This is a genomic window from Bacillus sp. AFS053548, from assembly GCF_002575105.1.
Classification (GTDB): Bacteria; Bacillota; Bacilli; order Bacillales; family Bacillaceae_G; genus Gottfriedia.
This window is the reverse complement of the sequence record NZ_NUHI01000026.1, coordinates 41,216-54,130: the sequence shown is the minus strand read 5'-3', so window position 1 is coordinate 54,130 and position 12,915 is coordinate 41,216. Positions and strand designations below refer to the sequence as shown.

At 33.0% G+C, this 12,915-nt stretch carries 9 protein-coding genes and 1 riboswitch; of the genes, 8 read left to right on the top strand and 1 reads right to left on the bottom strand.

Annotated features, from left to right (window positions below; all coding sequences use genetic code 11):
• Positions 1 to 15 precede the first annotated feature (15 nt).
• From CN946_RS13735 to CN946_RS13725, 3 genes are all read left to right on the top strand, one after another.
• Positions 16 to 1,362: a GntP family permease gene (locus CN946_RS13735; protein WP_098861655.1), complete on the top strand. Its 1,347-nt coding sequence runs from the start codon at positions 16 to 18 to the stop codon at positions 1,360 to 1,362.
• Positions 1,363 to 1,902: 540 nt separating this feature from the next.
• Positions 1,903 to 2,322 carry a MarR family winged helix-turn-helix transcriptional regulator gene (locus tag CN946_RS13730; protein WP_286133930.1) on the top strand — a complete coding sequence of 140 codons (420 nt, stop codon included), beginning with the start codon at positions 1,903 to 1,905 and terminating at the stop codon, positions 2,320 to 2,322.
• Positions 2,323 to 2,465: 143 nt separating this feature from the next.
• Positions 2,466 to 3,824 (top strand): MATE family efflux transporter, encoded by a 1,359-nt coding sequence (locus CN946_RS13725; RefSeq protein WP_218012662.1) that lies wholly within the window; start codon positions 2,466 to 2,468, stop codon positions 3,822 to 3,824.
• A gap of 179 nt (positions 3,825 to 4,003) precedes the next feature.
• Here the strand turns inward: CN946_RS13725 and CN946_RS13720 are convergent, their stop codons facing one another.
• Positions 4,004 to 4,786: a TrmB family transcriptional regulator gene (locus CN946_RS13720; RefSeq protein ID WP_098861651.1), complete on the bottom strand. Its 783-nt coding sequence runs from the start codon at positions 4,784 to 4,786 to the stop codon at positions 4,004 to 4,006.
• A gap of 109 nt (positions 4,787 to 4,895) precedes the next feature.
• Here CN946_RS13720 and CN946_RS13715 point away from each other — a divergent pair, with 109 nt between their 5' ends.
• From CN946_RS13715 to CN946_RS13695, 5 genes are all read left to right on the top strand, one after another.
• Positions 4,896 to 5,657 carry a TSUP family transporter gene (locus tag CN946_RS13715; protein ID WP_483295395.1) on the top strand — a complete coding sequence of 254 codons (762 nt, stop codon included), beginning with the start codon at positions 4,896 to 4,898 and terminating at the stop codon, positions 5,655 to 5,657.
• 792 nt (positions 5,658 to 6,449) lie between these two features.
• The gene (gene brnQ / locus CN946_RS13710) at positions 6,450 to 7,805 is read left to right on the top strand and encodes a branched-chain amino acid transport system II carrier protein (RefSeq protein ID WP_098861649.1); all 1,356 of its coding nucleotides are present in this window, start codon (positions 6,450 to 6,452) and stop codon (positions 7,803 to 7,805) included.
• 128 nt (positions 7,806 to 7,933) lie between these two features.
• Positions 7,934 to 9,322 carry an amino acid permease gene (locus tag CN946_RS13705; RefSeq protein ID WP_141546914.1) on the top strand — a complete coding sequence of 463 codons (1,389 nt, stop codon included), beginning with the start codon at positions 7,934 to 7,936 and terminating at the stop codon, positions 9,320 to 9,322.
• A 269-nt stretch (positions 9,323 to 9,591) separates the two neighbouring features.
• A riboswitch (cobalamin riboswitch) is annotated at positions 9,592 to 9,790 on the top strand.
• Between the two features lie 147 nt (positions 9,791 to 9,937).
• The gene (gene metE, locus CN946_RS13700; RefSeq protein WP_098861645.1) at positions 9,938 to 12,226 is read left to right on the top strand and encodes a 5-methyltetrahydropteroyltriglutamate--homocysteine S-methyltransferase; all 2,289 of its coding nucleotides are present in this window, start codon (positions 9,938 to 9,940) and stop codon (positions 12,224 to 12,226) included.
• Between the two features lie 7 nt (positions 12,227 to 12,233).
• Positions 12,234 to 12,737: an acyl-CoA thioesterase gene (locus CN946_RS13695; protein WP_483295394.1), complete on the top strand. Its 504-nt coding sequence runs from the start codon at positions 12,234 to 12,236 to the stop codon at positions 12,735 to 12,737.
• Positions 12,738 to 12,915 lie beyond the last annotated feature (178 nt).

The following is a 12,915-nucleotide window of genomic DNA, read 5'->3' as shown; positions in this document are numbered from 1 at the left end:
TTTGGGGGGATTTCCATGCCACTTATTATAGTAGCAATCGGAATAATAGCATTACTTGTTTTAATTATGAAGTTAAAATTAAATACGTTCCTTTCATTAATTATAGTTTCATTTGGAGTTGCTTTAGCACTTGGAATGAAACCAGACAATATTGGCACAACCATTGAAGCTGGATTAGGTGGAACACTTGGTCATTTAGCATTAATCTTCGGACTTGGTGCAATGCTTGGTAAGTTGATCGCAGATTCTGGTGGAGCACAACGTATTGCGATGACGCTTGTTAACAAATTCGGTGAAAAGAACATTCAATGGGCAGTTGTTGCTGCTTCATTCATTATCGGTGTCGCTTTATTCTTCGAAGTAGGATTAGTTTTATTGATTCCAATTGTATTTGCTATCTCAAAACAATTAAAAGTTTCTATTTTATATCTAGGTATTCCAATGGCGGCTGCTTTATCTGTTACACATGGTTTCTTACCGCCACATCCAGGTCCTACTGTAATCGCTGGTGAATATCATGCAAATATTGGTGAAGTATTACTTTACGGATTTATTATTGCTTTACCAACTGTTTTTATCGCAGGTCCTTTATTTACAAAGCTTGCTAAAAAGCTAGTACCTGCATCCTTCACAAAAACGGGTAATATTGCATCTTTAGGTGAACAAAAAACTTTTAAACTTGAAGAAACTCCTGGTTTTGGAATCAGTGTTTTTACAGCTTTACTTCCTGTTATTTTAATGTCATTTGCAACAATTGTTAATTTACTACAAAAAACAATGGGATTTGGTGATAATAGCCTACTTGTAGCGATTCGCTTTATTGGTAATGCTGGTACTGCAATGGTTATTTCATTATTAGTGGCGATTTATACAATGGGATTGGCTAGAAAAATACCAATTAAAGAAGTTATGAACTCTTGTACAACAGCAATTACACATATTGGGATGATGCTCTTAATCATCGGAGGTGGCGGTGCCTTCAAACAAGTGTTAATTGATGGCGGTGTTGGTGATTATGTGGCTGAGTTATTCAAAGGAACTTCAATGTCACCGATTTTACTTGCTTGGATTATTGCAGCGATCCTACGAATTTCCCTAGGTTCTGCTACTGTTGCAGCTTTAACCACTTCTGGTTTAGTTATTCCAATGTTAGGTCATTCTGACGCTAACTTAGCTTTAGTCGTTCTAGCAACTGGAGCTGGTAGTTTAATAGCTTCACACGTTAATGACGCAGGCTTCTGGATGTTTAAAGAGTATTTTGGGTTAAGTATGAAAGAAACTTTCTTAACTTGGACATTACTAGAATCAATTATTTCCGTTTGCGGATTGGTCTTTATTCTTTTACTAAGTTTATTCGTATAATGGAAAAAAACAGCAGGATGTTTTAATTTTCTCCTACTATAGGTTAATTAATTATTAGGGCAGTAGCCTCATTATAATACTTAGAAACTTTTACGTATTATAGTCGTGGTTTACTGCTCTTTATTTTATAATAGTTTAGTCTTTGATAACTAATTGACGTTCAAGGAAGAACATAACAATTTCAAGGTGGTAATCTATTGGGTAATGATACCCTTTGCTAATTGGAAAATGTAGTTCTACAAGATTATAGGTTTGAGACTTAGTGCATAATATTGTTTTGATTAAACAGACCTATATTCAAAGATATAAATAGTAGTTGTTCTTTCTTTTGTTAATGATTTTGGACTAGTGAAAATGTAGGATAAATGACATAAAAAATTTTTTAGTGGGTTTAAAAAACGATTCAATTTGAAGTATCACAAATTCCTAAAAGTTTAAAATCTAATTGTTAGTATTCTATCTTTTTAATTGACATAGAACTCCCACCGAGTTATATTGGTTTCAGACAGTTAGAATTCTAATTATTCGGAGGTGAACGATTTGATTGATACACCTTATACGAGACTTCTTAGTACCATTATGCATAAGGTACGGGATCAATTGTCGTATCGTACGAAAGAGCTGGAAGTAAATCCACAACAAGGTAGGATGATCAGTTATATTGCTGAGCATCAGGATCGAGGCTTAATTCAAAAGGATTTAGCAGATGCATTTAATCGAACAGGTGCAAGTATAACCAGCATGTTGCAGGGACTTGAAAAGAATGGATACATTGGTAGAAAAATTCAGGCCGATAACGAACGTCAGAAACAAATTTTCGTATTAGATAAAGGTAAAGAAATCGTTAATCAGATTGATGATATGTTTTTGGCAATGGAATATCGATTAACAGAGTCATTGACTGAAGAAGAAAAAAATGAATTTTTACGCCTATTGAAAAAAATTGAATCAAACCTTTGAGTGACTACGGCCATTACGGTCGTATCGATAAATAGTTAGAAGTCTAAAAGTTAGAATTCTAATTATATACAAACAAAATTATGATCTTAAACCAAAATAAAAGATAAGATTCGGGAGGGTGGAATATAATGGAAGAATTTGAAATAGATCAATCTAATATTTATTATTTAAAAGAAGCACCGATACGTAAAGCGTTAGCTCGATTAGGTATTCCAATGATGATTGGGATTTCCTCTGGTACAATTTATAACTTAATAAACGTATTTTTTATCGGTTTAGTTCATGATACTACGATGTTAAGCGCTATTACATTAGGCTTACCGATCTTTACAGTACTAATGGCGATTGGCAATGTATTTGGTGTTGGTGCAGGAACTTTTGTTACTCGTCTCTTAGGTGAAGGAAATATTCAGAAAGGGAAATCAGTAGTTGGTTCTGCTTTTTATATGAGCATTATATGTGGATTGATTATTGCAGTAATTGCCTTATTATTTGTTAATCCAATTGTTCATTTGTTGGGAGCGGACGCCACTACATTGCTTTATACAAAACAATATACGATCACGCTTTTTATTGGTGGCTTTGCATTCATATTGAACTTTGCATTAGAACAAATTGTCCGTTCTGAAGGTGCAGCAAAAGAATCAATGTATGGCATGTTCATTAGTGTTATTTTTAGCATCATTTTCGATGTGTTATTTATTTTAGTTTTAAACCTTCATGTAGTGGGTGCTGCCCTTTCTATGGTTTTAGCAAATATCGCGGCAAGCATATATTACATTTGGTTTTTAGAAAGAAAAAGTGAAACTTTAAGAGGTTTCTTAAAGCATTGTAAAGTATCAATTACCGATCAATTAGAAATCTATAAAGTCGGTGTTCCAGAGTTATTTAAAATGTCATTTATGATTGTTACAACTTTACTATTAAACAATTATTCCGTTGAATACGGTGAGCATGTTTTAGCAAGCTTTGGAATTGCAGTGAGGATTGCACAACTCCCAGAATTTATTACGATGGGCTTATTTATAGGGGCTATTTCTTTAATTGCTTATAACTTCGGTGGGAAAAATAAACCGCGTCTATATGAAACATTAAAAGAGTTAACATTAAGGATTGGTGGAATCTCAATTGTTTTTGGGGGAATTGTATATATTTTTAAAATTCAAGTACTCGGTTTATTTACAAGCGATTCAGCCGTGCTAAGTATTGGAGCACTAATCTTAACAGCTCAACTTATTTCATCTGTTTTTAACGGATTCACTGGTTTATTCACTAGTATTTTCCAAGCGTCTGGAGAAGGACTTGCAACTGGAATAATGTCAATTACACAAGGTGTTCTTTTCATTCCAGTTGTCATCATCTTGCATCATTTTTATGGATTAAATGGCATAATTTGGTCTTTAACGGTTACTGAGGGAATCACGTTCTTTATGGGTGCTATTCTAATGATTCCTTACTTAAGAAAACTAAAGAAAATGCCAGATAGCAGTCTAGCTGATTAATAGCCAGTTCTTAATCAAAAAGCATTAAGGAATTGTCAGTATTAAAGTTACAATTTTAAATTCAAAACTAGAAAAAAGTTATCACCAAAATTGTGACTATCATCCAATAAACTCGGAAACAAAGCATAAGTTCATTTAGATCCTTATGCTTTGTTTTATTTGTTCTTTGGATTTGCTTATTATTCCATAAAAAAGGCTCTTCGCTCAGAAGTAATCCATTGCTCTAAATCGTCTTGACTACGTCGAACAAGTCTATTCACTAGTACATCGTGCCATATATAATCTTCTAATAAGTAAATATGAACTGGATCATTTGTATAAAAAGCAACACTACGGTCCTGAATTGATGGTCCATAAATCATCTCTTTAGAATCAATTGACAAAATAAACCAATGATCTGTAGACTTGGTCTCAGTAAATGGTGTAATGCGATGACTTTCTAGATTTCCTATTGGATTTTCGACATGTAGCGTAATTCCTTGTATGGTTGCTTTTTCAGTCGCAGAAATTAGTTCCTTTTTCAAAACCTCATACATTTCGTCCCACATTGAAATCACAATCCGTTTTTCTGCTTTTTTTATCAGCGTCTCACAATAGTTAATAATCGTTTTATAGTCCTTTAAAGTAATTACACGGTTATCCAATTTTTCACCAAATGATTCTAAATCTTTTAAAGAGTCACTTATTACAGAATAAGTTGATTGCCACTCTGATTGGGCCTTCTGTAAAAAGATATCAACGGGAAGAGGTGAATACCGTGCCGTGTCATTTATTTCCTCTTTCAAGACAATTCCTTTTTCAACAAGATTACCCAACACATCATAGATACGTGCTCTTGGTATACCTGAGTCCTTGCTAACTTGGTAGGCTGTTACAGGGCCTTGTTTAACGAGTGATACATAAGATTTAGCTTCATATTCGTTAAAACCTAATTTTTTGAACTGTTGCACTAGATCTTCCATTTTTTCGCACTCCTATTTTTTGTTTATGTAATAAATTTACAATAACTATTTACAGATAGCAATTTGTTAGTTACTATTTCAGTAGTGACTATATGGAAGGTTGATCGAAATGCATCTAGACTCATCTTTATTAATTATTTTAATTTGTTTTGGATTTTTAGCATCCTTTATTGATTCTGTTGTTGGGGGTGGTGGGTTGATTACACTACCTGCTTTATTATTCACTGGGCTTAATCCAGCTGCGGCAGTAGCTACCAATAAATTAGCAGCGACAATTGGCTCTCTAACAAGTACATTTATGTTTTATCGATCTGGTAAACTCGAACTAAAATCAGTACTTAGGTTTTTTCCCCTCTCATTTGTTGGCTCATTATTGGGTGCATACACTGTACATTTGCTAAACCCTGAATTGCTTAAGCCATTGATGTTAATTATGCTCGGAGCAGTAGCAATTTTTACTATTTTCAAGAAAGATTGGGGAAGCATTTCAACACAAAAAAACTTATCCAATTATCAATTCATTATTTTTTTAGTTACAATATTTGCGATTGGCTTCTATGATGGTTTCATTGGACCTGGAACAGGATCATTTTTAATTTTTTCTTTTTTGATAATTGGGTTTGACTTTTTAAAGTCTGCAGGCAATGCAAAGTTTTTAAACTTTAGTAGTAATATTGCTGGATTGTTAATGTTTATGTTTTTAGGACAAGTAAACTATACTTATGGAATAATAATGGGAATTGCACAAATTGCTGGTGCGATTTGTGGATCGAAATTTGCGATAAAAAAAGGAAGTGGATATGTTCGTACGTTGTTTATTGCAGTAACCTGTTTATTATTAGTGAAGAATATTTATGATTATATTCAATAACTATAAAAAGTAGGAAATAGAACCGGATTCAAAAAAAACACCCCAGATTATCGACTGGGTTGCTTGCAGGGCGTAGAAATATCAAACGTATATTAAGTGAAACTTATTTTTAGATCATTCTAATAAGGTTTTTTTTATGCTAAGATGTTTGAGCAGTTTTATAAGAACAAAAAACTCTAGTGTTGTTTATACTTGTGAAGTTAAAAATATTTAAGAGCTAATTTTTAGAAAAACTAGTTCAAACGATTATTATTATATGTTTTTGTTTGATCTTAATTGACCTAGGGCTGATTAAAAAGAAGTTATGTTACTCTAAGTAAAGGATATTAAACTGGTTTATTAGTGTAACCTTTTTTTGATGAATAAGTTGATTGGAGCGGAGGGATGCTCGACTCCTATGGGATAAGCGGGAAGGCTGAGACCCCGNNCCATGGAAAGCGAGCATCCTGTAGTGGAAATCAACATCACTAAGCTCCCTTTACGAAAATTTGGTAATTTAATTGATAATGTTGTTTTCCAAAGCGTGAAAGCACCCCGGTTTATCAACTGGGGTGTTTTTTTGTGTGACGAAATCAAAACTTAACTGTCCTATAACAACAAATCAAAAGAGAATCAATCGAATTGGGTTTTATAGATTTGAATAATTTGTGACAAAATATAATTATGCGAAGAAACAATATCTTATTATAATAAATTTTATTGAATTTGATGAAAATGTGAGGTAAGATTGTTTGGTCTGAAAATTAGTCCAATTTGGAACTTTATACAAATTATTAATCGGAGTTGTTGTTTATGTCACCAAGAATACCTAATACTTTTATAATCATTCTAGGTTTTATGTTATTTGCACTGTTTTTTGGAGCAGGAAATCTAATTTTTCCACCCATACTTGGACAGTTAGCCGGAAAAAACTTATGGATCGCCAATGCAGGCTTTTTAGTTACTGGAGTTGGATTACCATTGTTAGGTGTTACAGCTTTTGTTTTTTCAGGTGAAAAAAATTTGCAATCTTTAGCTAGACGTGTACATCCGTTGTTTGGTATTGTATTTACTACGGTTCTTTATCTAGCAATTGGTCCATTTTTTGCTATCCCTAGATCAGGGAATGTATCGTTTGAAATTGGCGTTAAACCTTTTTTATCAAATGATGCAAGTCCTGGTGCATTAATCATATTTACAATCTTATTTTTCACAGTTACATGCTTGTTATCACTTAATCCTACAAAGATTATTGATGTAGTTGGAAAATTTCTAACTCCTATTAAATTAACGTTTATCGGATTGCTTGTTGTTATCGCTATTGTTCATCCAATTGGGAAATTTCAAGAGCCATTTAAAGGATACACAACAAATGTGTTTTTTAAAGGTTTCCGAGAAGGCTATTTAACAATGGATGCTCTTGTAGCTTTTGTTTTTGGAATTATTATTGTAAACGCAATTAAAGGAAAAGGAGTTACTACTAAAAAACAGCTTATGATCGTTTGTGGAAAGTCAACAGCAATAGCTGCCTCACTTTTAGCAATAATCTATTCAGCTCTTACATATATGGGGGCTTCTAGTGTTGAGAAACTTGGTCGATTAGATAATGGAGCTGAAGTTTTAGCGAAAGTATCAGACTATTATTTTGGTTCTTATGGGGCAATATTATTAGGTTTAATGATTACAGTGGCATGTTTGACTACAAGTGTAGGTCTAATCACTGCTTGTTCTACTTTTTTTCAAGAATTGTTTCCAGCCATTTCTTACAAAAAAATTGCGATCATTATGACTGTATTTAGTACACTTATAGCAAATATAGGGTTAACACAGCTAATTAAAGTTTCAATTCCTGTATTAATGACACTATATCCTATCGCTATATCCTTAATTTTCTTAACATTCTTACACTATACTTTTCAAGGTAGGTCAGAAGTGTATCAAGGCAGTTTGATCTTAACTTTTATTGTGAGTCTATTTGATGGGTTAAACTCTGCTGGAATACAAATTGAAGTAATTCATCATTTTTTCAATAAGTACCTCCCGTTGTATAGTTTAGGTTTAGGTTGGATATTTCCAGCTATTATTGGTGGTTTTATTGGTTATTTTATTAGTATTTTACTTAAGAAAAATAAGGAAAATATTCCTAGTTCAATTCGAAAGATAAGTTAATTATAGGAACATAAAGAAGCTTTTTAACTGTAAATATTCTTAATAAGTTAGTAATGGTTTTAGGGGAGAAGTTTTTAAGATTGATTCAAAAAGTGACACTTGTTTCATCAGAAAGGGGAGGAAGTAGAATGGCACAAAAGGAATTGAAAAAAGGTTTGAAAGCGCGCCATATTCAGATGATTGCTTTGGGCGGAACAATCGGTGTAGGTTTATTTATGGGTTCAACGAGTACAATTCATTGGACAGGCCCATCAGTAATGCTTGCTTATGCAATTTCGGGGATTTTTATCTTCTTCATTATGCGTGCAATGGGGGAAATGCTATACCTAGAGCCAAGTACAGGTTCATTTGCGACATTTGGCCATAAATATATACACCCTTTAGCAGGGTATATGACTGCTTGGAGTAATTGGTTCCAGTGGGTTATCGTTGGAATGTCAGAAATTATTGCAGTTGGGGCATATATGAAGTATTGGTTTCCAGACCTACCTGCTTGGATACCAGGAATTATTGCAATTGTGATTCTTGGTGCAGCAAATTTAATTTCCGTTAAATCATTTGGTGAATTTGAATTTTGGTTTGCAATGATTAAAGTCGTTACGATTTTATTAATGATTGTTGCAGGGTTTGGTCTTATTTTCTTCGGTCTTGGAAACGGTGGAAATGCGATTGGTTTATCTAACCTTTGGAAAAATGGCGGATTCTTTACAGGTGGTTGGTCAGGTTTCTTCTTTGCACTTTCACTAGTTGTTGGAGCTTATCAAGGCGTTGAATTAATTGGTATTACAGCTGGAGAAGCAGAAAATCCGAAAAAAACGTTAAAAGAAGCGATCCAAAGTCTTATTTGGCGTATTTTAATCTTCTATATTGGTGCTATTTTTGTAATTGTAACAGTTTTCCCTTGGGATCAACTAAATTCGATTGGTAGCCCGTTTGTTGTAACTTTTGCAAAATTTGGTATTACAGCTGCAGCTGGAATTATTAACTTTGTCGTAATCACTGCTGCATTGTCTGGTTGTAACAGTGGTATTTATAGTGCAGGTCGCATGCTTTATACATTAGGTATAAATGGACAAGCACCAAAATATTTTACAAAAGTCTCAAATAACGGAGTGCCTTTATTCGGTACGATCGGTGTACTAATTGGTCTAGTAATTGGCGTTATTTTAAATTTTATTGCACCAAAAAACTTATTCGTGTATGTATACAGTGCAAGTGTACTTCCTGGGATGATCCCATGGTTTGTCATTTTAATTAGTCATATTCGTTTCAGAAAAGTAAAAGGAGATGAAATTAAAAATCATCCTTTTAAAATGCCTTTTGCACCATTTACTAACTACTTAACATTAGCCTATTTAGTTATGGTATTAATCGGTATGTGGTTTAATGATGACACACGTATCTCACTTATTGTAGGGATTATTTTCTTGGCAATCCTTGTCATTTGTTTCTATGCTTTTGGTATCGGAAAACGTGAACCATTAGATGCTCAAGCAGATGAAGAAATAGCTAATTAATACATCACTTAGTTTGATGGTAAGATGTTCCTTTGAAAAATAGCTATTCAATAAAAATATAAATTTGATAAACAATCAATGCGTTCGTATGATTAGATCAAACAGTAATTAAACTGGATGAAATTATTATACGAACGCATTTTTTAATTACCTGAATAACTAAATCGACAGCATTTATTTAACCCAAAATAAAAATTTTTTTAAATTAGTACGAAAAATAAAAAATAAATATTTTGACTATTTTTGCATTTTATGACAAAATGATGAAAACTAAATAGTAGGGAATAGGTGTAAATGAAGTTCAAAGTTTGAAATCATTTACTTAAAAGGGAAGTTTGGTTTAATTCCAACACGGTCCCGCCACTGTAATAGAGGAGTAAATATGAAGATGCCACTTATTAATATAGGGAAGGCTTTTATTTACAAAGATTCTTAAGTCAGGAGACCTGCCTATTCTAACGACGCTGTTTGACCTACGAGAGATAGGGAGGTGCCTTATGGAAAGAAAGCTTAAGTTAACGTATTCTAATTATTTATGTTTTCCAACTTAAAGGCATTTTTGTCTCTTATGAGATAAAAATGCTTTTTTATTTTAGTTAAAAGGAGAGGGAAAAGATGGTACAAATAAGTAATCTAGGATATCCGAGAATTGGTGAAAATCGTGAGTGGAAAAAAACGTTAGAAAGCTTTTGGCAAAAGAAAATTAATCAAGAAGAATTTGAGAAGGAAATGAAATCACTGAGATTAAGCTCAATAAAGAAACAGCACGATTTAGGTGTGGAGCTAGTCCCTGTAAACGATTTTACGATTTATGATCATGTGTTAGATTTTGCTACTATGTTTGGTTGGATTCCTGGTCGATTTGGTCAAGTAAATGAAAGACCAAGTCTAGATACGTATTTTGCATTAGCAAGGGGTAGTAAAAACATTGTAGCTTGTGAAATGACGAAATGGTTTAATACAAACTATCACTATATCGTTCCTGAATATCAAAAAGAGAAGCAATCTAAATTGCTATTCAATAAGCCATTAGAAGCATACAAAGAGGCTTTAATTGAGCTTGGTATAAAAACGAAACCTGTCATTCTAGGAATCTATTCATTTGTACAGTTAGCAAAAGGTTACCAGGAAGAAGAAAAACGAAACATAATAAATAATCTAGTAAACCTTTATATACAAATGCTTAAAGAGCTAGAGAATGAAGGTGTTGAATGGGTCCAAATTGATGAACCATGTTTTGTGTTAGAAGAGTCAAGCAAAGATATTCGTTTTATGAAAGAAGTATATGATCAAATCGCAAAAGCTGTACCTACATTATCAATCATGCTTCAAACTTACTTTGAAGCAGTTGAACAATATAAAGAACTAATTTCATTCCCAGTAGCAGGCATTGGTCTTGATTTTGTTCACGGTAAAGATGGAAATTTAGAGTCGATCCTGAAGTACGGATTTCCAAATGACAAGGTACTAGGCGTAGGAATACTTAATGGGCGTAATATTTGGAGAAATGATTTAAATGATTCCATTGATTTTTTAAATTCTCTTAAAAAAGAAATAAGTCCAAAAGATTGGTGGATTCAACCGTCTTGTAGTTTGCTTCATGTACCAGTTACAAAAGTTGAAGAGAATTTATTAAATGAAACATTGTTCGAGGCATTATCGTTTGCCGATGAAAAATTAGAAGAGTTAGTTATACTAAAAAGTTTATTAATAAACAAAGCGAGCATGTTTGATAATGAAGTTAAATATGCAAGTAATTGTTTAGGAAATTTAAAACAACTTAGCGAAAAAAATCATTTAACTCGTGATGAATTAGAATCCATTAATGAAGAAGATTTTAGAAGACCAGTACCATTCCATTTAAGATATCCATTACAAAATAAAGTAATGAATTTACCGATTTTACCAACGACTACAATTGGAAGTTTCCCTCAAACGAAGGAAATTAAACAAATAAGACAGCAATGGCGCAAAAGAACGATCGATGATTCAGAATATATGAATCAAATTAAATTGAAAATTAAAGAATGGATTGAAATTCAAGAAAATATTGATATGGATGTATTAGTACATGGTGAGTATGAGCGTACGGATATGGTTGAATATTTTGGTGAGAAACTAGAGGGATTTGCATTTACGAAAAAAGCTTGGGTTCAATCTTATGGATCGCGCTGTGTTAAACCGCCAATTATTTTTAGTAAAGTGGAATTTACAAAGCCAATTACTGTAAATGAAACTGAGTATGCACAAAGCTTAACAGCTAAACCAGTCAAAGGGATGTTAACAGGTCCAGTTACAATATTAAATTGGTCGTTTGTTCGTGAGGATCGTACAAGAGAAGAAATAGCAAATGAAATTGCATTAGCTTTACGTAAAGAAGTAAAAGCACTTGAAACTGCTGGCATTTCAATTATTCAAGTTGATGAACCAGCAATTCGAGAAGGTTTACCTTTAAAGCAAAAAGCTTGGGGTCAATATTTACATTGGGTAACGAGAGCATTTCGTTTAGCTACTTCAAGCGTCCGAAATGAAACGCAAATACATACTCATATGTGTTATAGCAATTTTAGCGATATTATGGACACAATTATTGATTTAGATGCAGATGTTATTTCAATTGAACATGCAAGAAGTCATCAAGAATTTTCTACTTATTTATCTGAGTCCCCTTATCCATTTGGAATTGGTTTAGGCGTGTATGATATTCATAGTCCGAGGGTACCATCGGTTGAGGAAATGGAAGAAAATATTATTAGTTCTTTAAAAGTGTGTGATGCAAATAGATTTTGGGTTAATCCAGACTGTGGTTTAAAGACGCGCAATGAATCTGAGGTAATAGATGCCTTAACAAATATGGTAAAATCTGCGAAAAAAGTTCGAGAAAAATATTATTCAATTATTTAATGATAGGGTGAAATCGATGAGTAGTAGATATGTAAAAGAATCCAGAGTATTTGATAGTAGTAGAATATTTCCAACTGATTTAAATAACCATGGTACATTATTCGGAGGAAAAATGCTTGCCGCTATGGACTTAATTGCCTCCATTTCAGCTACAAAGCATTCAAGAATGGAATGTGTAACCGCATCGATGGATTCAGTAGAATTTTTATGTCCAGTTCGTGAAAGTGACTGCATTTATTATGAATCGTTCGTGATTTTAACAGGCTCAAGCTCAATGGAAGTATTTGTTCGAGCTACTGCCGAAGACCTACTTTCAGGTGAAAAAAGAGTTGCTGCAACATGTTTTGTAACATTTGTTGCACTAAAAGATGGAAAACCACATAAAGTAGTAGAGGTTATTCCAGAAACTGAGGAAGAAATTAAATTACAGCAATTAGCATTTAAACGATTAGAAAGTCGCCAATTAAGAAAGAAATTGAGTAAAGAATTGGCATTAATTTGGAATGAATAAAAAGAAAGCATTGAAATCATACTAAAAGTAAGCTAAGATTAAATTAATATTTTTAAGGAGGCATCAAATTTAGACACTATGTACAATATCCGATAACTTTTTAAGCTAATTAATTTTATAGCAAAAAAGTACTCTGCCTGAAATCAGAGAAATTGGATAACTATGTCTATTTATGAGC